This window comes from Dactylosporangium sp. NBC_01737, from assembly GCF_035963215.1.
Classification (GTDB): domain Bacteria; phylum Actinomycetota; class Actinomycetes; order Mycobacteriales; family Micromonosporaceae; genus Dactylosporangium.
Map to the genome: position 1 here is coordinate 5,339,757 of NZ_CP109153.1, position 22,781 is coordinate 5,362,537.

Here is a 22,781-nt window from a genome sequence, read left to right on the forward strand (position 1 = left end):
ACGACCCAGCCCGAGTCTCGTGCACCGCCGGACGCAATGTCGACGGCGTCGCGAAGCTGTATATGCAGGGCACCGTACGGTCCTCAAGTCCCGGCGGGGGTGCCGATGGCATGCGGTGACGAACCTTCGCGGGTGGCTCGCGGTCTCGGCGGCCGCGTCGCCCGGCACCGCTCAGAGGCAGTACGTTTGGACCCGAACGACAGGCAGGCCGAGCGTCTCCGCGTCCTGTCGTGAGGTGAAGTACACGACGGAGTAGCTGTTGCCCGCCGCCGTCACGCCGAGCGCCGGGGCGGCGCCCAGGTCGCACGTCAGCGGCACGACCACCGCCCGGTAGCCGAGCGTGGCGAGCACGCCCGCCTGCTCGTTCCCCGGCGGCCGCCGGGTCCCGGTCTCGTGGACGCCGGCGACGGCGGCCCACGCCTCGGCCCCGTTCGACGACGGTGTCATCGGCGTCGCGTACCGCGGCGGGCACCCCGGGCCGAAGACGCACAGGCGGGGGATGAGCGCCGCCGCACGGTCGACCGTCTCGGGGGTGCGCACGATGCCGCCGAACTCGGCGACGGCCGAACCGACCCGCACGACCAGGAACCGGAACGGCTGCCCGGTCTGCTCGCCGGCGCCGTCGGCGGGCAGCGCGACCGTGATCGACAGGGCCTCGCCGCCCAGGGCCGGGCTGCTCACCGGCTCCAGCACGCCCGCGCCGTCGAAGCCGCTGCACCGTTGCAGCTTCGGCCGCAGGTCGCGCATGACCGCCTTCGCGGCGTCCTCGTCGCGGTACACGTACAGGGCCTGGTTCAGCTGCCTGCGCCGCTCCTGCTCGCCGTCGACCTCGGTCATGGCCCGGCGCGTCACCGGCTGCCCGAAGCAGTCGGCCTGGAAGTCGTGGTGGTCGATGACCTGCTCGGCACCGGTCTCGCCGGCGAGGAAGCCGGGCGGGATCCGGTCCAGCCGGGTGCCGGTCGGCGCCGGCGGGGCGGGTGTCGCCGGCGGCACGGCGGGCGGTTCCGGCGCCGCGTCGCGGTCCAGGTCGCGGGTGATCGTCCAGCCACCGGCGAGGACCGCGAGGACGGTCAGACCGGCGAGGACCACGTGCCCCGTGCGGCGCCGGCGCCCCCGGGCCTCGATCCGCTCGGCGGGCGGACCGGCCGCGGCCGCGTCGACCCGCGCCCGCAGGGCCCGGAACGCCTGGTCGACAGCCTCGTGCTCGGCGTCGGCGGTCATGTCGTCACCTCTGTGGTCAGCATCGGGGCCAGGGCCTGCCGCCCGCGGGCCAGGCGGGCCTTCACGGTGTTCTCCGGCGCGCCCTCCATCCGGGCGATCTCCGCGACCGCGAACCCGCCCAGGTGGTACAGGACCAGGGCCCGGCGCTGCGGCTCCGGCAGCCGCCGCAGCGCAGCGACCAGGTCCAGGGTGTCGCCGCCGGGTTCGGGGACCGGCGGCGGCGGCCCGTGCCGCGCCCAGCCGGCCACGGCCGTGCGGGCCTTGCGCCACCGGCTGATGGCGAGGTTGTGCCCGACCCGGCTCACCCATGCCCGCGGGTCGTCGTAGGTGCCGATCCGCCGCCAGCGCGCCCAGGCCCGCACGTACACCTCCTGCGCCACGTCCTGCGCCTCGCCGAGGTCACCCGTGTACGCGACGAGTTGCGCTACCAGGCCCCGGTAGGTGTCCCGGTAGAACTCCGCGAACGTGTCGGCGTCTGCCATGCCCAGGAACACGCCCCTCGAGGGTCGCCGGTTGCATACGGAAAAGCATTCGTTCCACTGAATTTCGCGGTGCGACCCTGGCGGTGACCCCTGTTCCGGGAGGAGGAACGACGATGACCGTGCAGTTCGTGCTCCATCTGCAGCGGCACGACACCGTGCTGCGGGTGCCGCGCACCGGTGCCGTGGTGTGGGACGACGAGGCCGTGCACGCCGAGGCGTACGCCGCCGACCCGCAGCGGTACGCGCTGACGGCGCTCACGCCCGGGGTCCTCGCGCCGCAGCGGGCCCGGGTGCTGCTGCGGCTGCTGCTCGCCTCCCGCGCCGGGCTCGACGACGCCACCCGGGACACCCTCGCGCGGGTCACCCGGGTCCTCGCGCTCGGCCTCGCCCCGGCGGACGTGCTGAGCGTGCTGCTCGCGGTACGCCGGCGCCGGGCCAACCACAGGCACGTCACCCGGACCGTGCTGACGGTGCTGCTGGAGCACCCGCACGCGGCGCAGTTCGCGCAGGCCCGCCGTGGCGTCGCCCAGGACTGCTTCGAGCACGCCCTCGGCCGGGCCACCGCCCGCGCCTGCGTCGACGCCCTGCGCCGCGGCGCCCGCCCGCACCACGCGCTGCTGCGCTCCGCGGCCGCGTCGCAGCGGGTGCCGGCGCTGTACCGGCACGGCGACGCCACCGCGCTCGTCGCGCTCCCACCGGCCGCCGGCGACCTCGACCTGACCGCGCAGCGGCCGGAGACGGTCACCGCGACCAACCGGGGCGACCTCGCCGCGACGCTCGTGCACCTGCTGCGCGGCGGGCCGAGCGACGAGCTGCTGCCCGCGGTCGCCCGGTACACCGACGAGACCGTCGCCGGGATGCCCCGCTACGACGGCACCGTCGCGCTGGTGCTGGACGACTCCGCCTCGATGCGCGGCTACGGCGACCGCGAGTGGGCGGTCGCGTCGCAGGTCGCCGCGCTGCGCCGGGTGCTGGACCGGGTCTGCGCCCGGCTGGTCGTGGTCCCGGTCGGCGGCGCGCACGGCCGTCCCGGCGGGGCGACCGACCTCGCCACGGGCGTGCTGGACGCGCTGTCGGGCCCGGTCGCGCCGGACGTCGTAGCCGTCGCCTCCGACGGCTACGAGAACGTCCACCCCGGCGACCTGGCGCGGGTCACCGCGACCCTGCCCCGGGTGGGGGTCCGCACGCCGGTCCTGTTCTGTCAGGCCACGTTCGGCCACGCCGACGACCTGACGCTGCGCCGGCCCGCGCCGCTGCTGCCGCAGCGCACGTTCTGGCACGGCGACGACCTGGCGCCGCTGGTGCTGTGGATGCTGTCCCATGTGGACGGTGCCGCGGCGGACCGGTGGATCGTCGCGGAACTGCGCCGCCGCCTCGCCGCCGCCTCGCTCACGTTGGAAGGAGGATCGTGATGAACCTGCCGGTTCCCGCCGGGGTGGACACCACCGGCTACCGGCTCGGCCCGCCGCAACGGGCCGGGGCGCTCACCATGGTGCCGGTCTTCGGGCCGGCGTACCCAGGTGTCGCGCCGCCCCGCAGCGGGCTGAAGCTCAGCCGGGTCGTCACGTACGGCCAGGTCGAACTGACCAACCCCGCCGACGCCGGGGTGGCGATCGTGCCGCTGCACGTCGGCTACATCCAGGACTCCGCGCAGAACCACGCGCTGTGCCGCTCGGCGTTCATCGCCGCGGGCCAGACGCTGCGCTTCGACGACGCCTGCTGCGTCCAGGAGAGCCAGGGCGGTTACCTGGCCGAGCGGGACCAGTGGTTCTTCATCCTGCCGGTGGAGCTGCGCGCCGCGGCGCTGCGGCTGCGGGGGACCAGCCAGTACAGCAAGCTCTGGGGCGACATCGCGGGCTTCAACGCCCGTCATGGGCTGCCGGCCCGCGGTCACCTGGAGCAGGTGCTGACCCGCAAGCGGGCGGTGCTCACCCAGTACCAGAGCCGCCTGGAGCTCCTCGACGGGCAGCTCGGCGCGCTGTTCTTCGTCGGCGACAGCCTCGCCGGGATGGAGATCGCGCCGGACCCGGTGTACTTCGCCGAGGTCTGGATGGCCCTGGTGTGCTTCGCCTACGGCCCGGCCGCGTGGTTCGCCGCGCCCGGCCCGTCCGCTGCGATGGACGCCGCGTTCGACGTCGACTCCCTCGACGGGCTGCGCACCGCCCTGGAGGCGCGGCGCCGCTCGGTGGCGGACGAGGTGGGTGACTGGCTGGCGCGCGCCGCGTGGCAGCCGGGCGACCTGGTCGAGGAGGAGCGCTACCTCGACCTGCGACTGTCCACTGTGACCGGTGAGGCGGTCGGCGGCCAGGTGGTCACCGACGGCTCGCGTCTGGTGTACGCGTCGCTGTTCGCGGCGGCGGCCTGAAAACCGGTTGCCGGCCGCACCCGGGAACCGGTTGAATACAAGGTATTGCGGGACTGCGTCAGGCCCGGCCGACAGGCCCCCCGATTCCAGATCGGGGCACAGTCGCTAAATAAAAGCGGCCTTTATGTCGACAGGGCGCTGGCCACACGACCCGCGATCGCCACGAAGGCGCCACCCCGGCGGGGGTGGCGCCTTCCGGCGTCCTTGGCCCGGCTTGCGTGCGGCGCGCAGCGTCGCATGGGGGTGTCGCCTTCGAGGTCGCCGGGGCAGTCCCGCAGGTGCGCGCGCAGCGCGGCGAGGGCGGCCGGCTGGTCCTCCCGCTGCAGCAGCAGCTCGGCCGAGTCGAACGCCACCATGGTTCCCATCGCGCGGATGCTACCGAAACCAGACAACCCGAAGGACCGGTGCGGTCCTTCGGGTTGACGGGTGTCAGGTGTCAGCGGTTGGCGTCGGCCTCGCGCTGGCCGTCGCGCTGGGCCGGGACGGCGGGCTCCGAGGAGTGCCGGGCGAACCCGTTGCCGTGGCCGGTGCCGGTGCTCGGCCGATCGTCGTCGGCCGGGGTCTCGTGCGCGGGCGTGCGCGGCTCGAACAGGCTGCGCGGTGCCGCCTCGCCCGGCCTGCTCTGCTCGCCGCGCCCGCGGCCCTGCTCGCCGAGCGGGCCGTGCTCGCCGGTGCGGCTGTCGCCGTGGCCGTTGCTGCCGCGCAGCTGCGCGCCGAGCGAGCCGCGCTCGCCGGTGCTGTCGTCGCGGGCCTGCTCCGCGAGGGGTGCGTGCTCGCCGGAGCGGCTGTCCTCGGCCTGCTCCTCCTCGGGCCCGCTGTCCTCGGCCGCCGCGGCCGGCTGCGCCGCGCCCGGGCGGGCGCCGAGCGGCTGCCCGGTCAGCGGGTTGATCGCGACGGGCTGGCCGGTGAGGGGTGCACCGCGACCGGCTGGGTGCCCTGCTGGGTGGCCACCGGCTGCGGCTGACCGCCCGGCTCCTGCTCGGCGAGGCGCTGCTGGTCCACGACGCGCTGCTGCTCCGCGGCGCGCTCCGCCGGGGTGCGCACCGGGATCTTGGCGTATTCGCCGGTCTCGCCGCCCGCGGCAGCCGCCATGACGGCGGCGGCGGCCAGGTCCGCGACGCGCTTCGCCTCACGCTGGACGCGGGCGCGGACCTCCTTGGCGTGCCGTTCCGCGGACTCGGCGGCGGAGCGGGCCTCCTCGAGGCGGCCCATCTCCTCGGCCAGGTCCTGGCGGGTCTCCTTCAGGCGCTGCTGGAACTGCACGACCTCACGCTCGGCGGTCGCGCCCTCACGGCGGGTCTGGGCCAGGCGCTGCTGGTTGCTCTCCAGCTCGGCCTGCAGCTGGGTCAGCGCCTGCCGGCGGGCCTGGATCTCACGCTGGACGGTGGCGAGCTGGTGCTGGGCCTGGGCGTTCTGCTCCTCGGCGCGGCGGCGCAGGCCGGTGAGCTCCTCCTCGAGGCTGGTGCGCTGGCCGGCGAGCTCCTCCTCGACCTGCTCGCGGTGCGCGGCGATCTCCTGCTCGGCGCCGGCCTTGACGTCGGCGATCTCCTTCTCGGCGGCGGCCTTCCACTGGGCCAGCTCCTGCTGGGTCTGGTTGCGGGCCGCCTCGATCTCCTGCTGGATCTTGAGGTGGGCCGCTTCCAGGAGCGCCTTCGCCTGCGCCTGGGTGTGCTTGATCTGCGCGGCGCTCTGCTCGTTGATCCGGTTGGCCTCCTGCTCGGCGCGCTGCTGCGCGGCCTCACTGTTGGCCCGCAGCCGCTCGGCCAGCTCACGGATCTCGGCGAGCTCGCCCTGCGCGGCGGCGCGGCGCTCGTCATAGGCCTGCTGCTCCTCGGCGCGGCGCTTCGCCAGCTCGTCCTCGAGGTCCTGCAGCGTCTTGGCGGCCAGCTCGCGGGCCTCGGCGAGGACCTTCTCCGCCTCGGCCTGGTGCTTGGCGGCGCGCTCCTGGGTGGTGCTGGTGATCTGGTTGGCCTGCTTCTCCGCGAGCGCGAGAATGTCGTCGACCATCGGCCCCAGGTGCCGGAACGAGGCCTTGTCGACCTGCGCGGGCCGCTCCCGCAGCTCGTTGATCTCGGCCTGCAGCTGCTGGCGCTGCGCCTGCATCGACCGCAGCCGGGTGTCGAGGTCCTGCCGGTCCGCCTCGATCCGCCGGCGCTCGGCGGCGAGCTGCCCGAGCTCCCTGTCCCGTTTCGCCAGATACTGGTCGACCTGTCCCTGGTCGTACCCCCGCAGCGCGACCTTGAAGGCCGGCCGAGCGCCGGAATCCTCTCGAGCTGTCAACAGCTCTCCGCCCTGGGACATGTGCCAACCCTCCATACCATCGCGCTCGCGATCTGGCGCAACGCTACCGTCGCGCGCCGCCGGGCCAACACCCCGCCCGGCGTGTCAGTTTCGCACCACATCCGCGGTCGGTGGATCGTCCGGAAGGCCCTCGATCCTGCGGGCATGTTCGATCATGCCGTGGATGGCCTCGAGGCTCGGGCCCGACAGCCCGGCGGCGCGCAGCGCCATGGTGCGCACCGCGTTGTCCCGCAGCGCGGCCAGCAGTTCCAGCTGCTCGTCGATGCGGCGGGCGGCCTCGTCGTCCAGGAAATATGCGGCATTGACGCCGAAGAACTCGGCGAGTGCCTCGAGGTGGCGTTTGGTCGGATTGTCCCGGGCGCCCTTGCGCAGCTGCCAGATGTACGTATGGGAGATCATCACCCCCCGCTCGCGGATGGCGGCGGCGACCTCCTCGTAGCTGTACTCGCCGCGGCCCGGCGGGTGGACCGTGCCGAACAGCCGGTTGAGCTTCTCTGCGAGGGTCACCTTGCCTCCTGCAACGTAGCGACGCTTGACAATCGCACCCCCGCGATGGAAATCTCCATCATAAGCTCAGATTTATGGACGATGTCGCCCCATAAACTGAAGTTGACGTCACCCATTCGGGTTGGGCGGATCGTTGTGGCCGGCGAGAGCAACGGGGGTGGCCACGACGCCCTGCACGGCCGCGTCGCGGTATCGCCGCGCGAGGCCGAGCAGCGCCCGGACCTCGGCGTCGACGTCGGGCCCGCCGGCCGACTGGGAGGCGCCCGGCGGGCCATGAGCCGCGTCCGGGGTGGGTGACGCGGCCTGCTCCAGCCGCTTCCCGGTCGTGATCGCGGCCCGCAGCGCCGCCGCGTCCTCGGCGCCGTCGCCGGCCCGGCCCGTCAGCAGCCACTGCGCGTCGCGGATCTCGATGACCCGGCGGTAGAGGCGCAACTTGACGCCGCGCAGGGCGAGCAGCTCGCCGAGGCGCCCCGGCGGGTCGCCGAGCACCACCCCCGGCGCGGCCGTCGACAGCTCCAGCCACAGCGGCCGCAGTCGCCGCAGCGCCACGTAACGTGACATCCAGCGCCGCAGCCCGCCGAGGGCCGGCAGGGCGCCGCCGGCGGCGAAGAGCAGCAGCATCATGGCCAGCAGCCCGCGGGAGACGTTCTGCGCGGCGGCGCCGTCCAGGGCGAGGCTGCCCGCGGCGTGGCTGACCTGGTAGGCGACCCGGTTCGCCATGAACAGCAGCCCGACCACGGCCGCGGCGCTCAGCAGCCACATCCCGGTCCGCAGCGCCCCGGGCGCGACCGACCGCCCGGTGGGGCGGAACAGCACCAGCGCGCAGCACAGCCCGACGGTGAGCCCGAGCTGGGTGAGCACGGCGTAGGCGGTGACCAGGGGCTCGCCGGCGTGCTCGTAGACGAAGTCGTAGCGCTCCGGCCGGCGCGGGGCCAGCAGGAACAGCACGCACATCGCCACCGACGTCACGCCCAGCAGCGCGTACGCCGCGCGCCGCAGCCACGCCCACCGCGCCGGGTCGGTGGACAGCAGCCCGACGATGTGGACCATGCCGGCGGACGCGGCGACAGTCGCCAGGTTCTTCAGCGGCACCGAGATGTCCGGCACGTGCAGGACCGTGTCCGTCGCGTACGAGATCTCCCGCCGGTTGAACGTGAACGACAGCGTCGCCAGCAGCACCACGAGCCGGACGGCCTTGCCGCGCGGGGTCTGCGGCGTCGCGAACCGCCAGATCGTGAACGCCCAGAACGCGGCCAGGACGGCGATCTCCAGGACGTCAACGACCACGGCGCTCGACCAGGAACGGTTCGGCGAGGGCGTCGTACAGGTTGCCGAGGGCGGGGTCGGCGGGCGGCCGGGCGGCGGTGGTGCCGGCCCGCTCGTTGAGCATCGTGGCGATCATCTCCGCGACCTGCTCCTGCGGCGCGGAGTATGAGGAGCGGCGCAGCACCCGGGCGACCGTCGCCGGGTCGAGGTCGGGCAGCAGCAGCGCCGTCACGTCAGCCGGTGAAGGCTCCGGCGCGACGTGCTCGCACAGGATGTGCCCGATCTCGTGCAGGATGATGTGCTGCTGGTGCAGCCAGCCGGTGCCGGCGGCGTAGAAGACGTGGTCGGCCTTGTCCGTCGCCAGCCACAGCCCGCACGCGGTGCCGTCGGCCCCGGCCTGCGGCAACTGGTGCAGGTGCAGGTCGCGCCCCCGCGCGGCGGCGACGGACGCGCAGAACGCCCGCAGGTCGAACGGGTCCGGGACGTCCAGTCCGGCGAGGATCCGCCTGACCTGTTTCTCCAGCTCTCGCAGCCGCATCCACGCTCCAGCCGACCTTCGGGACATACCGGCTCAACGATAGGCCCCGGGTGGCGGCGGTCAGAAGGCCGCCGCCACGGCAATGCGCTACAGGCCGGAGTTGAGCGCGGTCATCAGGGTGCCGGACGTGGTGTCGCCGGACATCTCCCAGATCATGCCGCCGAGCAGGTTCTGCTGCTTCAGCCAGGCGGTCTTCTGTGCGATCGACCACGTGTCGTCGAACGTCCACCACTGCCCGCCGGGCCCGGTGAAGCAGGACGTGGCGATCGACTGGACGTCGTGGTACACGGTGCAGCCCGGCACCATGGCGAGCAGGTTCGCGTAGCCGCGGGTGCCGGCCTCCTCCGCGAACTGCCCCGGTGCCGCGCCGGTCGCGGCCTGCCACTCACCGTTCGTGGTGCCGGCGGTGACGCCCTGCCAGCCGCGGCCGTAGAAGGCGAAGCCGACGGTCAGCTGCCGTGGGTTGACGCCGGCGGTGGTGTACGCCGCCACGGCGTTCTGCACGCTGAACGTGAACGGGTACGGGTCCTGGGCGTCGCCGTACAGGTTGCCCTGGTGCCCGGTGCGGTTGGGCTCCCACGAGTTGTCGCTGCCGGCGCCGTGGAAGTCGTAGCCCTGCACGTTGGCGAAGTCCAGGGAGTCGAAGACGCTCGGCGTGCCGTCGTTGTGCGTGATGTCCCAGCCGGCGGCGATCTTCGCCGGGTCGGCGGGGGTGAACGCGGTCAGCAGGTAGCGCTTGCCGCCCAGCGCGTCGAGCTGCTTGCGGAACTCGGCGAGCAGCAGCGTGTTGTTCGCCTTGTCCTGCGGCCCCCAGTGGTTGCCGGCGTGGCCTTCGGCGCCGGGCCACTCCCAGTCCAGGTCGATGCCGTCGAAGATGCCGGCGGCGCTGCCGGGCCCGCCGGCGCCGTTGTACAGCGGCAGGTTGCCCTTGATGTACACGTCGATGCAGGAGCGGACCAGCTTCTCCCGGGACGCCTGGGTCGCGGCCGCGTCGGAGAAGAACTTCGAGTAGGTCCAGCCGCCGATGGAGATGAGCACCTTGAGGTTCGGGTGCTTGGCCTTGAGCTTGCGCAGCTGGTTGTAGTTGCCGCGCAGCGTCTCCCAGCCGGTGTCGGCGACGCCGTCGACGGACTGCGCGGCGCTGAACGGCCGGCCGTAGTCGGCGTCGGCGTCCCCGGCGCCGGTGCCCTGGTCGGGGTCCTGCGGGTTCGCCGTGGTGCCGCGGGTGACGCCCTGCAGGCAGGTGAGGTTGACCGGGTCGAGGTTGGCGAAGGCGTAGTTGACGTGGGTGAGCTTCGCCGCGGCGCCGGACGTGTCGAGGTTCTTCACGAAGTACTGCCGGCCGTAGATGCCCCACTGGACGAAGTAGCCGACCTTCGCGTAGGCGCCGGAGCCGACGGCGTCATCGGTGGTGACGGTGACGGGGGCACTGGCGGGGGAGGCGTTGTCGTACGTGTCGCGCGCCTTCACCGTGAACGTGTACGCGGTGAGCGGCGCCAGCCCGGCGACGGTCGCGGTCGTCGTGGTGGACGACGCGACGAGGGTGCCGCCGCGGTACACGTCGTAGCCGGCGATGCCGCTGGGGTCGGTGACCGCGTTCCAGGCAAGGGTGACGCTGACCGACGTCTTCGCGGTGCTGCGCAGGTTGCCAGGCGCGGCCGGCGCGGTGGTGTCGTCGGCGGGGTTGAGGGTGGTGGCGGTGACCGGGGCGCTGTCGGCGGAGGCGTTGCCCCGGGTGTCGCGGGCCCGCACCGTGAAGCTGTACGCGGTGTTCGGGGTGAGCCCGGTGACGGTGGCCGACGGCGTGGTGACCGACGCGGCGAGGGTGCCGCCGCGGTACACGTCGTAGCCCGCGATCGGGAAGTCGGTCGGGGCGGGTGCGCTCCACGCGAGGGACACGGTCTTCGTGGTGCGGCCGGTGACGGCGACGCCGGCGGGGACGTTCGGGGCGCGGTCGGCGCTGCCGTCGCACTTGTTGCCGTTGATCCGGCAGTTCAGCGGCTGGCTGTTGGTGCCGGTGGCGATGAACCAGAAGCTGTACGGCTCGGTGTTGCGCCCGGCGGGGACGGTGCCGTTGTAGTACGCGTTGACGACGGTCACGTGGTTGCCGGTGCGGGTGACGGTGCCGTTGTAGCCGGAGCCGACGGTCAGTCCGGCGGGCACGTCGAACTCGAGGGTCCAACCGGTGATGGACGCGGCCGTCGGGTTGCTGACGACGTACTTGTCGACCCAGTAGGTGCCGTTGTCCGCGGCGGAGAACGCGGCGGTCAGCCCGGGGGTGGCGGCGTGCGCGGTGCCGGGTATGGCGACCGCGGCGGAGACGGTGAGCAGGACGGCGGCGAAGAGCCTGGTGGGGTGCACTCTGGCCTCCTATTAGGAAAGTTTCTTAATAGTCCGCGCGAGGTGGCAATAAAGTCAAGTATGTCTATATCCTTAAAGGTTCTTAAGGTTGCCGCCCCCGTGGGCGTGCTCGACTTTTTGACGACCGCGGTTAGTTTCTTGCATTTACATACCTGAGTTAGTACCGTCAGCCGCACGAAACCATCGCGACGTGTGGATGTGTGGGGCTTCGGCGGCCCGTGCACCCACCGCCGGACGCACGACTGACGACCCGGCGCCCGCCAGCGCCGGGCACCCCGGCGTGCCCCGGCATCGCGTGACCCGACCCATTCCGGGAAGGACCCCCGCCGATGCACCCCCGCCGATCCATCACCCGATCCGCCGCGGCGGCGCTGCTGGTCTGCAGCGCCGCCGTAGCACTGCCCGCCGCGCCCGCCCGGGCGCACACCACCATCAACCCCGCCCTCTTCCAGCAGATCGAGCTCGCCAAGGGCATCAACGAACTCGGCGAACCCATGTCGATCGCCGTGCTGCCGGACCGCTCCGTGCTGCACACCGCCCGCAACGGCACGCTGCGGCGCACCGACGCCGGCGGCACCACCACCGTGATCGGCAACCTGCCCGTCTACACCCACGACGAGGAAGGCCTGCAGGGCGTCGCCGCCGACCCGAACTTCCTGACCAACCGGCAGATCTACCTGTACTACGCGCCGCCGCTGAACACGCCCGGCGGGGACGCGCCCGCCGCCGGTGCCGACTGGACCCCGTGGAAGGGCGTCAACCGGCTGTCCCGGTTCACCCTCAACACCGACAACACCCTCAACACGTCCAGCGAACGCACCGTCCTGGAGGTCGGCACCGACCGCGGCATGTGCTGCCACGTCGGCGGCGACATCGACTTCGACGCCGCCGGCAACCTGTACCTGTCCACCGGCGACGACTCCAACCCGTTCGACTCGGCCGGTTACGCGCCGATCGACGAGCGCACCGACCGCAACCCCGCCTACGACGCGCAGCGCTCCGCGGGCAACACCAACGACCTGCGGGGCAAGATCCTGCGGATCAAGGTGAACACCGACGGCTCGTACTCGATCCCGTCGGGGAACCTGTTCCCGCAGGGCACCGCGAACACCCGGCCCGAGATCTACGCGATGGGGCTGCGCAACCCGTTCCGGATGAGCGTCGACAAGCCGACCGGCGCGGTCTACGTCGGCGACTACGGGCCCGACGCGGGCACCACCGACGCCAACCGGGGCCCGTCCGGGCAGGTCGAGTTCGACCGGATCACCGCACCCGGCAACTACGGCTGGCCGTACTGCACCGGCACGAACACCACCACCGAGACGTACAACGAGTGGAACTTCGCGACGAACAGCACCGGCCCGAAGTACAACTGCCCCGGCGGACCGGCCAACAACTCCTTCCGCAACACCGGGCAGGGCACCCTGCCGGCCGCGAAGGCGGCCTGGATCCGCTACGCCGGGGACGCCGGCAGCCCGCCCGAGTTCGGCAGCGGCTCCGAATCGCCGATGGCCGGGCCCGTGTACCGCTACGACGCGGCGAACCCGTCGGCCGTCATGTTCCCCGCCGACCTCGACGGGCACTTCTTCGCCGGTGAGTTCGGCCGCCGCTGGATCAAGGCCATCGACGTCAACGGCGACGGCTCGCCCGGCGCCATCGCCAACTTCCCCTGGTCCGGCATGCAGATCATGGACCAGGCGTTCGGCCCCGACGGCGCCCTGTACGTCCTGGACTACGGCGCCGGCTTCGGCAACGGTGACGCCAACTCGGCGCTGTACCGCATCGAATACACCGGCGGCGGCAACCGCGCGCCCGTCGCGGTCGCCGCGGCGAACCCGACGTCCGGGCCCGCGCCGCTCACCGTGAACTTCAGCTCGGCCGGCAGCAACGACCCAGAGGGCCAGGCGATCACGTACGCGTGGGCGTTCGGCGACGGCACCACGTCCACGGCGGCGAACCCGACGAAGACCTACGCCACCGCCGGGACCTACACCGCGACCCTGACCGTCCGGGACCCGCAGGGCGCGACCGGCAGCGCCAGCGTCCGGATCTCCGCCGGCAACACCGTGCCCACGGTGCGGATCGTGACGCCGGCGAACGGTTCGCTCGTCTCGTTCGGCGACACCGTGCCCTACCAGATCACCGTCACCGATCCCGAGGACGGCACCGTCGACTGTGGACGGGTCCGGATGACGTACATCCTCGGCCACGACACCCACGGCCACCAGATCACGTCACAGACCGGCTGCACCGGCTCGATCACCATCCCCCTCGACGGTGAGCACGACGCCGCCGCGAACATCTTCGCCGTGTTCGACGCCGAGTACACCGACAACGGCGGCCTCACCACCCACACCCAGCACACCCTGCAGCCGCGGCACCGCCAGGCCGAGCACTTCAGCTCCCAGCAGGGCGTGCTGACGTTCGACAAGGCCGGCGCCGAGGGCGGCAAGACCGTCGGGCAGATCGAGAACGGCGACTGGATCGCGTTCACCCCGTACCTGGTGAACAACGCCACCTCGTTCACCGCCCGGGTCTCCTCCGGCGGCGCCGGCGGCACCCTGTCGCTGCGCACCGGCTCACCCACCGGCACGCTCATCGGCTCGACCAGCGTCCCGGCGACCGGCAGCTGGGACACGTTCGTCAACGTCACCGGCACCGTCTCCGGCGCACCCGCCACGACCGGGCCGCTGTACCTGGTGTTCACCGGCGGCGCGGGCGCCCTGTTCGACGTCGACGCCTTCACCCTCGACACCGGCGGTGTCGTTCCCACGGGCCGGGTCGAGGCCGAGTCGTACACGTCCCAGAACGGGGTCCAGGTCGTCGCCGACGGCACCGCGCACGGCGGCAGCCGCGTCGGCTACATCGACGGCGGCGACTGGGCCGGCTATTCGGGTGTGAACGTCTCCGGCAAGACCGGGTTCACCGCCCGGGTCGCGTCCGGCGGCACCGGCGGCACCATCCAGATCCGCTCCGGTTCGGCCACCGGCCCGCTGCTGGGCTCCGTCAACGTCGGCAACACCGGCGGCTACGGGACGTTCGTCGACGTGACCACCACGCTGACCGCCGGTTCCGGGGCGCTGTTCCTCGTCTTCGTCGGCACCGGCACGGGTGGCCTGTTCGACGTCGACGACTTCGCCCTCACCGGCGGTTCCACGCCGCCGGTGACGAACCTGGCGCTGAACAAGACGGCGACCGCCGACAGCCAGTGCGCGGCGACCGAGACTCCCGCGAAGGCCGTCAACGGCACCGTCAACGGCGGCAACGCCGACAAGTGGTGCTCCCTCGGCGCGTCCAAGTGGTGGCGGGTCGACCTCGGCTCGACCGTCTCCGCCGGCCGGGTCGTGATCCGCCACGCGGGCGCCGGCGGGGAGAACACCGCGTTCAACACCCGCGACTTCGACGTGCAGACCAGCGTCGACGGCACCACCTGGACCACCGTGTCCCAGGTCCGCGGCAACACCGGCAACGTCACCACCTCCACGTTCACCGCCGCCGGCGTCCGCTACGTGCGGGTCAACGTCATCGCACCCACCAGCAACGCCGACACCGCCGCCCGTCTCTACGAGGTAGAGGTCTACGCATCATGAAACGCATTCTCGCCACCCTTGCCGTGACCGGCGCGCTCCTGGCCGCCGGGGCCGTCCCCGCCGCCAACGCCGACACCGCCTTCGACGTCCTCGTGTTCTCCAAGACCGCCGGGTTCCGCCACGACGCCATCCCGGCCGGCATCACCGCGATCCAGCAGCTCGGCGCGGCGAACGGGTTCACCGTCACCGCCACCGAGGACGCCGCCGCGTTCAGCACCGCGAACCTCGCCCAGTACGAGGCCGTGGTCTTCCTCAGCACCACCGGCGACGTGCTCAACGCCACGCAGCAGACCGCGTTCGAGTCCTACATCCGTGGCGGCGGCGGCTACGTCGGCGTCCACGCCGCCGCCGACACCGAATACGACTGGCCGTTCTACGGCGACCTCGTCGGCGCCTGGTTCGCCTCCCACCCGGCGATCCAGCAGGCGACGCTCCGCGTGGAGGACCGCACCCATCCGGCAACTGCCCACCTGGGCGCCACCTGGGTGCGCACCGACGAGCTGTACAACTACCGCACCAACCCGCGCGCCACCGCGCACGTCCTCGCCACCCTGGACGAGACCACGTACAGCGGCGGCACCATGGGCGCGGACCATCCGTTCGCCTGGTGCAAGACGATCCAGAGCGGACGGTCGTTCTACACCGGCGCCGGCCACACCCAGGAGTCCTATTCGGACAGTGCGTTCCGGGCCCACCTGCTCGGCGGGATCCGGTACGCCGGCGGCAAGGTCGCCGCCGACTGCAGCCCCGGCACGGTGACACCGCCGACCGGCCGCATCGAGGCCGAGTCCTACACCTCCCAGTCCGGCGTGCAGATCGTCGGTGACGGCGCCGCCCACGGCGGCAACCGCGTCGGCTACATCGACAACGGCGACTGGGCCGGCTATTCGGGTGTGAACGTCTCCGGCAAGACCGGGTTCACCGCCCGGGTCGCGTCCGGCGGCGCCGGCGGCACCATCCAGGTCCGCTCCGGCTCCGCCACCGGCCCGCTGCTCGGCTCGCTGCCGGTGACCAACACCGGCGGCTACGGCACCTTCGTCGACGTGACCACCACGCTGTCGGCCGGTTCCGGCTCGCTGTTCCTGGTCTTCGTGGGTACGGGCTCCGGTGGCCTGTTCGACGTCGACGACTTCGCCCTCACCGGCGGTTCCACGCCGCCGGTGACGAACCTGGCGCTGAACAAGACGGCGACCGCCGACAGTCAGTGCGCGGCGACCGAGACTCCCGCGAAGGCCGTCAACGGCACCGTCAACGGCGGCAACGCCGACAAGTGGTGCTCCCTCGGCGCGTCCAAGTGGTGGCGGGTCGACCTCGGCGCCGCGGTGTCCGTGGGCCGGGTCGTGATCCGCCACGCCGGCGCCGGCGGGGAGAACACCGCGTTCAACACCCGCGACTTCGACGTGCAGACCAGCGTCGACGGCACCACCTGGACCACCGTGTCCCAGGTCCGCGGCAACACCGCCAACGTCACCACCTCCACGTTCGGCCCGGCCGGCGTCCGCTACCTGCGGGTCAACGTCCTGGCCCCGACGAACAACGCCGACACCGCCGCCCGCCTCTACGAGGTAGAGGCCTACGCGTCCTGACCCCCGTTGCTGTCCCGGCGTGGAGCTTTCACGCCGGGACAGCCCGGGACCAGCGGAAAATGTCCCGGGCATTGAACAGCGTCGAACACCGTTGCTCTACTGCGCGGATGCGGACCCTCCTCGCGCTCCTCACCGCGGCCTTCGTCGGCGCGGTCCTGCTCCTTGCGCTGCCGACCGGACCCGCCAACGCGGCCGCGGTGCGCATCATGCCCCTCGGCGACTCCATCACCGGCAACCCGGGCTGCTGGCGGGCGCTGCTGTGGAACGACCTGCAGAACGGCGGGCACACGAACATCGACTTCGTCGGCACGCAGCCACCCCAGGGTTGCGGGGTGGCGTACGACGGTGACGGCGAAGGGCACGGCGGCGCGCTCGTCACCGCCGTCGCCGACCAGAACCAGTTGCCCGCCTGGCTGTCGGCGAGCAAACCCGACGTGGTGCTGATGCACTTCGGCACCAACGACGTGTGGAGCAACCGTTCCGTGGACGTGATCCTCGCCGCGTACGGCAAGCTCGTCGACCAGATGCGGGCCAGCAACCCCGCGATGCGGGTGCTCGTCGCGCAGATCATCCCGATGAACCCGTCCAGCTGCACCGAGTGCGCCGCGCGGGTCGTCGCCCTCAACGCCGCCATCCCGGCGTGGGCGGCCGGCAAGACCACCGCCGCGTCGCCGGTGACCGTCGTGGACCAGTGGACCGGGTTCAGCACCGCCACCGACACCGGCGACGGCGTGCACCCCAACGCCACCGGCGACCGCAAGATCGCCGACCGGTGGCTGCCCGCCGTGGTGCGGGCCCTCGGCGGCGTCCAGCCCTCGGCGTCGGTCTCCCCGTCGCGCTCCACGTCCCCGTCGGCGTCGGTGTCGCCGTCCCGGTCGGTGTCGCCGTCGGCGTCCCGGTCGGTGCTGCCGTCCGACAGCGTCCCGCCGGTGCCCGGCTGCGCCGCCACGTACACGGTGGTCGGGCAGTGGCCCGGCGGCTTCCAGGGCGAGGTCACCGTCCGCAACACCGGCACGGGCACGTTCGCCGGGTGGACGGCGCGCTACACGTACACCGGCGCAGAACGCGTCACGCAGGCCTGGGGCGCCACCGTCACCCAGACGGGAACGGCCGTGACCGCGGACAACGCCACCTGGAACGGCGCGCTCGCCCCGGGCGCCTCCGCCACGTTCGGCTTCATCGGCAGCGGCACCCCCACCACCCCACCCGTCACCTGCGCCGCCCGCTAGCGATTCCCCGCAAGCTCGTCGGAGACCCCGCCGGGTCTGGGGGCGCCGCGGCGCCCCCAGACCCGCGGTAGCCGATCGCACACGAAGGGCTTGCCGGCGGGACGGGTTACTGGGTGCTGGAGCCGGTGCGGAGGCGGACCTCGGCGCCGTTCTGCTCGTAGCTCTGCTGCGACACCTGCACCAGGACGGCGTCGCGGTGGAACGACGGCACGGTCACGGCGCCGCAGCTGACCATGGTGGCGCGCAGCTTGGCGACGGTCCGGGCGATGTTGGGGTACAGGCTGCCCGCGTAGGGCACGTACCCGTCGACGCCCTCCTCGAACGGCATCTCTGTCTCGCCCTGGTCGTAGCGGGCGACGTTGCGGGCCCGCTGGGAGCCCTCACCCCAGTACTCCTTGTACAGCTGGCCGTCCAGGTTCACGACGTTCGACGGGCTCTCGTCGAAGCGGGCGAAGTACCGGCCGAGCATGATGAAGTCGGCGCCGAGGGCCAGGGCGATCGCCATGTGGTAGTCGGCCAGGAGCCCGCCGTCGCAGCAGACGGGCACGTACACGCCGGTCTCCTGCGCGTACCGGTCGCGTTCGGCGACGACGTCGATGAGCGCGGAGGCCTGCCCGCGGCCGATGCCCTTCTGGTCGCGGGTGATGCAGATCGACCCGCCGCCGATGCCGACCTTCACGAACGCGGCGCCGGCCTCCGCGAGGTACCGGAAGCCGCGCCCGTCCACGACGTTGCCCGCGCCGACGGGAACGGCGCCGTCGAGCTCGCCGACCGCGTACTGCAGGGTGTTGCGCTGCCAGACGGAGTACCCGTCGGAGGAGTCGATGCACAGCACGTCGGCCCCGGCCGCGACCAGCGCCGGGATGCGGTCACGGTAGTCGCGGGTGTTGATCCCCGCGCCGACCCGGAAGCGCTTGTCGTCGTCGATGGACTCGTTGCGGAACTGCTTGTGCAGCTCGTAGTCGCGGCGCAGCACGATGGAGGCGAGGTGCCCGTCGGCGGTGACGATCGGCAGCAGGTCCAGGCGGTGGTCCCAGATGAGCGTGTTCGCGTCGGACAGCGACACCGTCTGCGGCGCGGTCACGAGGCCCGCGGCCGGGCGCATCCGGGACTCGACGGTGTCGTTGAGGTCGTGCCGGTGCGGGTGGAAGTCCGCGGTGGAGATCAGCCCGACGAACCGCCCGCCGGGGCTGCCGTCCTCGGTGACCACGGCGATGTCCCGCTCGGCGGCCCGCAGCAGCCGGCTCACCTCGCCGAGGGTCGCCGACGGCTTCGTGTTGATGTCCGAGTGCCGGAACCCCGCCTTGTGCCGCTTGACCGCGCTGACCGACTCCGCCTGCTCGGCGATGCCCTGGTTCTGGTGGATGAAGCTCAGCCCGCCGGTCTGCGCCAGCGCGATCGCCAGCCGCGGCGACGACACCGCCTGCATGATCGCGCTGACCAGCGGCACGGCGATGCGCAGCGGCGACGTCCCGCCGACGGCGTGCCGCACGATCGGGGTCGACAGGTCGACGTTGTCCGGGGTGCAGTCCTCGGTGGTGAGGTTCGGCACCAGCAGGTATTCGTTCAGGGTGCGGGAGACCTCGGGGAGGATCACGACCACGTGCCTGCTCCTAAACACTCCGCCGCCGCAACGGCATGGCTGGAATGCAGCCACACGCTACCAGCGCCGCCGCGCCCGCCTCCGCCGGTCGGCGGGGTTTCACCCACCTGACCCGAACGCCGCGAGGGCACCCGTGTACGGCTTCGGCGGCGGCGGGGCGAACTCGCCGTGCTTCGATGTGGACACGCCGAGGGTGAGCAGGGACTGCACGAGCAGTGTCGCCGCGGCCACCCCGTCCACGACCGGTACCCCGACGCGTTCGGAGACGACCGACGGCAGGCCGGCCATGCCGGCGCAGCCCAGGACGATGACGTCGGAGCCGTCGCGGGCGAGGGCGGCGCGGGCGAGGGTGACGACCCGTTCGGTGACGGCCGGGTCCCGGTCCAGCTCCAGGACCGGGATGTCGCAGGCGTGCACGCCCCGGCAGACCCCGGGTGCGACGTAGCGGGCGGCGAGGTCCCAGGCGCGGCCCCGGGTGCGGTCGAGGGTGGTGACGACGCTGAAGCCGCGGCCGAGCAGGGCCGCGGCGTGCATGGCCGCCTCGGCGATGCCGACGACCGGGCCGGCGGCCACCTCCCGTGCCGCTTCCAGGCCGGGGTCGCCGAAGCAGGCGATGACGTAGCCGTCGGCGTCGCCGGCGCGGATGGCGGCGAGGACGCCGGGGACGCTGAGCGCCTCGTCGTAGTGGCTCTCGATGGAGGCCGGGCCCATGCTCGACGTGACCGCCTCGACGCGGGTGCCCGGGCCGGCGACGGCCCGGGCACTCAGCTCGATCTTCGCGGTCATCTCCGCCGTGGTGTTCGGGTTGACGACCATGATCCGCATGGCGTCAGGCGGCTGGGCGCATCGTGCGGCGATTCGCGAGGCCGAGGTGCACGGCGAACCCGAGGCCCATGCCGATGAACCAGCTGTACTGGGCGGTGGTGTGCATGCCCGGCCCGTGCGTCCACAGCACCGGCACGACCGCGACGAGCGCGCCGACGGCGGTGGCGACGATCGCCGGGGGGTTGTAGCCGCGCTTGTAGAAGTACTTCCCGCCGGCGTCCATCGTGAACATGTCGTCGACGGACACGACCTGCCTGCGGATCAGGTAGTAGTCGGCGATGAGCACCCCGAACAGCGGGCCGATCGCGGCGCCGAGCACCTCGAGGGTGTAGTGGATGACGTCGGGGTTGTTGTACAGGTTCCACGGCGTGATGAGCACCGACCCGACGGCGGCGATCATGCCGCCCATCCGCCAGCTGATCCGCTGCGGGCTGACGTTGGAGAAGTCGAACGCCGGGGAGATGAAGTTCGCCACGATGTTGATGCCGATCGTGGCGATGGTGAACGTCAGCGCGCCGAGCACGATCGCGAACGTGCTGTCGATCCTCGCGACCGTCTGCACCGGGTCGGTGATGAGCTCGCCGAAGATCGGGATCGTCAGCGACGACGTGACCACGACCAGGATCGAGAACGCGAGGAAGTTCACCGGCAGGCCGAGCAGGTTGCCCTTCTTCACGGCGCTGAAGGACCGCCCGTACCGGGAGAAGTCGCCGAAGTTGAGCATCGGGCCGGAGAAGTAGGACACGACCAGCGCGATCGCCCCGAGCATGATCGGCACGGCGTCGAAGCCGGTGTACTTGACCTCGCCGAGGTTCAGGTCGATCTCGCCCCAGCCGGCCTTCCAGATCAGGTAGCCCGCCAGGACGATCATCACGACGTACACGGCCGGGCCGCAGAAGTCGATGAACCGGCGGATCGTCTCCATGCCGGTCCAGAACACCGCCGCCTGCAGGACCCACAGCAGGGCGTAGGAGCACCAGCCGAGCAGCGGCAGGCCGAGGAACCCCCACTCGTTCACGTCCGCGTACGGCGCGAGGCCGGGGAACAGCTTCAGCACCACCACGTCCAGCGCCGCCGAGGCCAGGTAGGTCTGGATGCCGTACCACGCGACCGCGATGCCGCCGCGGATGATCGCGGGCACGTTCGCGCCCAGCACCCCGAACGCCACCCGGTTGATCACCGGGTACGGCACGCCGGTCACCTGGCTCGGCTTCGCGACCAGGTTGCAGAAGAAGTAGACGATCGTGATGCCGACGACCAGCGACACGAGGACCTGCCAGCTCGACAGGCCCAGCGCGAACAGGCTGCCGGCCGTGACGTACCCGCCGACGCTGTGCACGTCGGACATCCAGAACGCGAAGATGTTGTAGGAGCCCCACGACTGGTGCCGCAGCGGCGCCAGGTCCTCGTTGGTGAGCCTGGGGTCGTAGCCGGGTTTGATGACGCCGGAGCCGACCGGCATGCCGGCCGCCTCGACCAGATCCTGCGGCCCGTCGGCTCCTGCTCCTGCGAGTGTTCCTGCGACGACGGGTTCCTGCGCGCGTGCCACTGTGTCGGCCATCTGCGAACTCCCGAGGTAGTGCGGCTCGTTGCCGCTCACGCTAGGAATCCGCTGTTTCACGCCGATGTGCGGGAACATATATCTTTGTCAGTCCGGCTCCGCGAACAGCCCCGTGTGCTGCGGCAACAGGGCGATGAACGTCTGCAGCCGCCGGTGGTGCTCGGTGCACACGCGGATCAGCGCGTCCGCGTCCCGGGCGATGAACGCCTCCAGCATCCCGGCGTGGTCGCGGTGCAGCAGCTGCCGGTCCGCGCCGTCCAGGTGCGACATCGGCTGCAGCGGCTCCGTCATGTTCCACGCCGTGCCCAGCATGTGCAGCAGCCGCCGCATCCGGCACGGCCGGATCAGCGCCAGGTGGAAGCGGCGGCTCTCCCGGTGGTGCGCCCGCGGGTCCCCGTTGGCGACCGCTTCCTCCAGCGCCGCGTGCGCGGCCCGCGCCTGCTCGTCGTCCTCCGCCCTGGCGAACGCCACCGCGACCCGCATCGCCGCGGTCTCCAGGGCCTCCCGCACCAGGTAGATCTCGCCGAACTCCTGCGCCGTCATCTGCGCCACCCGGTACCCCAGATGCGGCCGGTGATCGACGAGCCCCTCACCGATGAGCGTCATCAGCGCCTCGCGCACCGGGATCCGGCTCACCCCGAACGCGGCGGCGACCCCGTCGACCGGGATCGGCGAGCCCGGCGGCACCTCCCCGTCGAGGATGCACGCGCGCAGCTCGTCGAGGATCACGCTCTGCGAACTGCCCAGCGGCTTCCCGGCGAGCCTCGAGATCAGCACCGACCGACGGCGTGGTCCAGCCATCCGCCACCTCCCAACGGTGCAGCTCACGCTATCCCCGCCCGGTTATCGGCACGTTTCGCGCGCCCCGATGACGACGCCTGCGGCAAACCCGCCCCGGCGAGGATGCCGGTCGTGACGCCGCTGATGAAGATGCACACCCTCGGGCACGACTTCATCCCCCGACCCGATCCACGCCGGCGGCCTGCGGTATCACGGGATGGCGCCGCTCATCTCGCACGTGTACGAGCTCGGCCTGATCGAGGCGGTCGCCAAGACCCAGCGCGAATGCTTCGAGGCGGGGGTGCGCTTCGCCCGTACCGAGGGCATCATCCCGGCGCCCGAGCCGACGCACGCCCTCGCCGCCTGCGTCGAGGAGGCGCTGCGCTGCAAGGAGACCGGCGAGGCGAAGGTGATCCTGACCGCACTGTGCGGCCACGGGCACCTGGACCTGCCCGCCTACGGCCGGTTCCTCGCCGGTGAGATGGAGGACCGGGAGCTGTCCGACGAGGCGGTCGCCGCCGCCGTCGCGCAGCTGCCGAAGGTCCCGGCCTGACGCGCTGACCCGG

The 22,781-nt window shown here is 72.3% G+C and carries 19 protein-coding genes; 7 read left to right on the forward strand and 12 right to left on the reverse strand.

Annotated features, from left to right (window positions below):
- Positions 1 to 171: 171 nt before the first annotated feature.
- Complete coding sequence (locus tag OHA72_RS24050; protein WP_327010034.1) at positions 172 to 1,221, reverse strand: hypothetical protein; 1,050 nt, start codon at positions 1,219 to 1,221, stop codon at positions 172 to 174.
- Positions 1,218 to 1,703 (reverse strand): RNA polymerase sigma factor, encoded by a 486-nt coding sequence (locus OHA72_RS24055; protein WP_327010035.1) that lies wholly within the window; start codon positions 1,701 to 1,703, stop codon positions 1,218 to 1,220. The genes OHA72_RS24050 and OHA72_RS24055 overlap by 4 nt, the downstream gene beginning before the upstream one ends.
- Positions 1,704 to 1,816: 113 nt before the next feature.
- On the opposite strand from OHA72_RS24055, the gene OHA72_RS24060 reads away from it, so the two are divergent.
- Both OHA72_RS24060 and OHA72_RS24065 read left to right on the forward strand, forming a co-directional pair.
- Entirely contained in the window at positions 1,817 to 3,115 is a 1,299-nt protein-coding gene (locus OHA72_RS24060) for a vWA domain-containing protein (RefSeq protein ID WP_327010036.1), read from the forward strand.
- Positions 3,115 to 4,068, forward strand: a complete 954-nt coding sequence (locus tag OHA72_RS24065) for an ARPP-1 family domain-containing protein (protein ID WP_327010037.1) — start codon at positions 3,115 to 3,117, stop codon at positions 4,066 to 4,068. The genes OHA72_RS24060 and OHA72_RS24065 overlap by 1 nt, the downstream gene beginning before the upstream one ends.
- Positions 4,069 to 4,190: 122 nt before the next feature.
- Here the strand turns inward: OHA72_RS24065 and OHA72_RS24070 are convergent, their stop codons facing one another.
- Entirely contained in the window at positions 4,191 to 4,433 is a 243-nt protein-coding gene (locus OHA72_RS24070; RefSeq protein WP_327010038.1) for a hypothetical protein, read from the reverse strand.
- A gap of 68 nt (positions 4,434 to 4,501) precedes the next feature.
- Here OHA72_RS24070 and OHA72_RS24075 point away from each other — a divergent pair, with 68 nt between their 5' ends.
- Positions 4,502 to 5,032, forward strand: a complete 531-nt coding sequence (locus tag OHA72_RS24075; protein ID WP_327010039.1) for a hypothetical protein — start codon at positions 4,502 to 4,504, stop codon at positions 5,030 to 5,032.
- Here the strand turns inward: OHA72_RS24075 and OHA72_RS24080 are convergent.
- From OHA72_RS24080 to OHA72_RS24100, 5 genes are all read right to left on the reverse strand, one after another.
- Positions 4,945 to 6,348, reverse strand: a complete 1,404-nt coding sequence (locus OHA72_RS24080) for a coiled-coil domain-containing protein (protein ID WP_327010040.1) — start codon at positions 6,346 to 6,348, stop codon at positions 4,945 to 4,947. The genes OHA72_RS24075 and OHA72_RS24080 overlap by 88 nt on opposite strands.
- A 105-nt stretch (positions 6,349 to 6,453) precedes the next feature.
- Entirely contained in the window at positions 6,454 to 6,876 is a 423-nt protein-coding gene (locus OHA72_RS24085; protein WP_327010041.1) for a helix-turn-helix domain-containing protein, read from the reverse strand.
- A 108-nt stretch (positions 6,877 to 6,984) separates the two neighbouring features.
- Entirely contained in the window at positions 6,985 to 8,163 is a 1,179-nt protein-coding gene (locus tag OHA72_RS24090; protein ID WP_327010042.1) for an MAB_1171c family putative transporter, read from the reverse strand.
- Entirely contained in the window at positions 8,153 to 8,680 is a 528-nt protein-coding gene (locus OHA72_RS24095) for a hypothetical protein (RefSeq protein WP_327010043.1), read from the reverse strand. The genes OHA72_RS24090 and OHA72_RS24095 overlap by 11 nt, the downstream gene beginning before the upstream one ends.
- Before the next feature lie 87 nt (positions 8,681 to 8,767).
- The gene (locus OHA72_RS24100) at positions 8,768 to 11,041 is read right to left on the reverse strand and encodes a glycosyl hydrolase family 18 protein (protein WP_327010044.1); all 2,274 of its coding nucleotides are present in this window, start codon (positions 11,039 to 11,041) and stop codon (positions 8,768 to 8,770) included.
- Positions 11,042 to 11,370: 329 nt separating this feature from the next.
- On the opposite strand from OHA72_RS24100, the gene OHA72_RS24105 reads away from it, so the two are divergent.
- From OHA72_RS24105 to OHA72_RS24115, 3 genes are all read left to right on the forward strand, one after another.
- Positions 11,371 to 14,631 carry a carbohydrate-binding protein gene (locus OHA72_RS24105; protein ID WP_327010045.1) on the forward strand — a complete coding sequence of 1,087 codons (3,261 nt, stop codon included), beginning with the start codon at positions 11,371 to 11,373 and terminating at the stop codon, positions 14,629 to 14,631.
- Complete coding sequence (locus tag OHA72_RS24110) at positions 14,628 to 16,217, forward strand: ThuA domain-containing protein (RefSeq protein ID WP_327010046.1); 1,590 nt, start codon at positions 14,628 to 14,630, stop codon at positions 16,215 to 16,217. The genes OHA72_RS24105 and OHA72_RS24110 overlap by 4 nt, the downstream gene beginning before the upstream one ends.
- Before the next feature lie 107 nt (positions 16,218 to 16,324).
- Positions 16,325 to 17,446 carry a cellulose binding domain-containing protein gene (locus OHA72_RS24115; protein ID WP_327010047.1) on the forward strand — a complete coding sequence of 374 codons (1,122 nt, stop codon included), beginning with the start codon at positions 16,325 to 16,327 and terminating at the stop codon, positions 17,444 to 17,446.
- A 106-nt stretch (positions 17,447 to 17,552) separates the two neighbouring features.
- Here the strand turns inward: OHA72_RS24115 and OHA72_RS24120 are convergent, their stop codons facing one another.
- The 4 genes from OHA72_RS24120 to OHA72_RS24135 all read right to left on the reverse strand — a co-directional run bounded on the left by OHA72_RS24120 (position 17,553) and on the right by OHA72_RS24135 (position 22,212).
- Positions 17,553 to 19,049: an IMP dehydrogenase gene (locus OHA72_RS24120; protein WP_327010048.1), complete on the reverse strand. Its 1,497-nt coding sequence runs from the start codon at positions 19,047 to 19,049 to the stop codon at positions 17,553 to 17,555.
- Positions 19,050 to 19,148: 99 nt separating this feature from the next.
- Complete coding sequence (locus tag OHA72_RS24125; protein WP_327010049.1) at positions 19,149 to 19,874, reverse strand: aspartate/glutamate racemase family protein; 726 nt, start codon at positions 19,872 to 19,874, stop codon at positions 19,149 to 19,151.
- A gap of 4 nt (positions 19,875 to 19,878) precedes the next feature.
- Positions 19,879 to 21,474, reverse strand: a complete 1,596-nt coding sequence (locus OHA72_RS24130; RefSeq protein ID WP_327010050.1) for an NCS1 family nucleobase:cation symporter-1 — start codon at positions 21,472 to 21,474, stop codon at positions 19,879 to 19,881.
- A gap of 48 nt (positions 21,475 to 21,522) precedes the next feature.
- Positions 21,523 to 22,212 carry a GntR family transcriptional regulator gene (locus OHA72_RS24135; protein WP_327010051.1) on the reverse strand — a complete coding sequence of 230 codons (690 nt, stop codon included), beginning with the start codon at positions 22,210 to 22,212 and terminating at the stop codon, positions 21,523 to 21,525.
- Between the two features lie 220 nt (positions 22,213 to 22,432).
- Between OHA72_RS24135 and OHA72_RS24140 the strand changes: the two genes are divergently transcribed.
- Entirely contained in the window at positions 22,433 to 22,768 is a 336-nt protein-coding gene (locus OHA72_RS24140; RefSeq protein ID WP_327010052.1) for a hypothetical protein, read from the forward strand.
- The last annotated feature ends 13 nt before the right edge of the window (positions 22,769 to 22,781 follow it).

Coding starts and splice junctions, on each gene's coding strand:
- OHA72_RS24060 (WP_327010036.1), top strand. CDS start 1,817: ATGACCGTGCAGTTCGTGCTCCATCTGCAGCGGCACGACACCGTGCTG.
- OHA72_RS24105 (WP_327010045.1), top strand. CDS start 11,371: ATGCACCCCCGCCGATCCATCACCCGATCCGCCGCGGCGGCGCTGCTG.
- OHA72_RS24140 (WP_327010052.1), top strand. CDS start 22,433: ATGGCGCCGCTCATCTCGCACGTGTACGAGCTCGGCCTGATCGAGGCG.
- OHA72_RS24115 (WP_327010047.1), top strand. CDS start 16,325: ATGCGGACCCTCCTCGCGCTCCTCACCGCGGCCTTCGTCGGCGCGGTC.
- OHA72_RS24110 (WP_327010046.1), top strand. CDS start 14,628: ATGAAACGCATTCTCGCCACCCTTGCCGTGACCGGCGCGCTCCTGGCC.
- OHA72_RS24050 (WP_327010034.1), bottom strand. CDS start 1,221: ATGACCGCCGACGCCGAGCACGAGGCTGTCGACCAGGCGTTCCGGGCC.
- OHA72_RS24055 (WP_327010035.1), bottom strand. CDS start 1,703: ATGGCAGACGCCGACACGTTCGCGGAGTTCTACCGGGACACCTACCGG.
- OHA72_RS24095 (WP_327010043.1), bottom strand. CDS start 8,680: ATGCGGCTGCGAGAGCTGGAGAAACAGGTCAGGCGGATCCTCGCCGGA.
- OHA72_RS24065 (WP_327010037.1), top strand. CDS start 3,115: ATGAACCTGCCGGTTCCCGCCGGGGTGGACACCACCGGCTACCGGCTC.
- OHA72_RS24070 (WP_327010038.1), bottom strand. CDS start 4,433: ATGGGAACCATGGTGGCGTTCGACTCGGCCGAGCTGCTGCTGCAGCGG.
- OHA72_RS24125 (WP_327010049.1), bottom strand. CDS start 19,874: ATGCGGATCATGGTCGTCAACCCGAACACCACGGCGGAGATGACCGCG.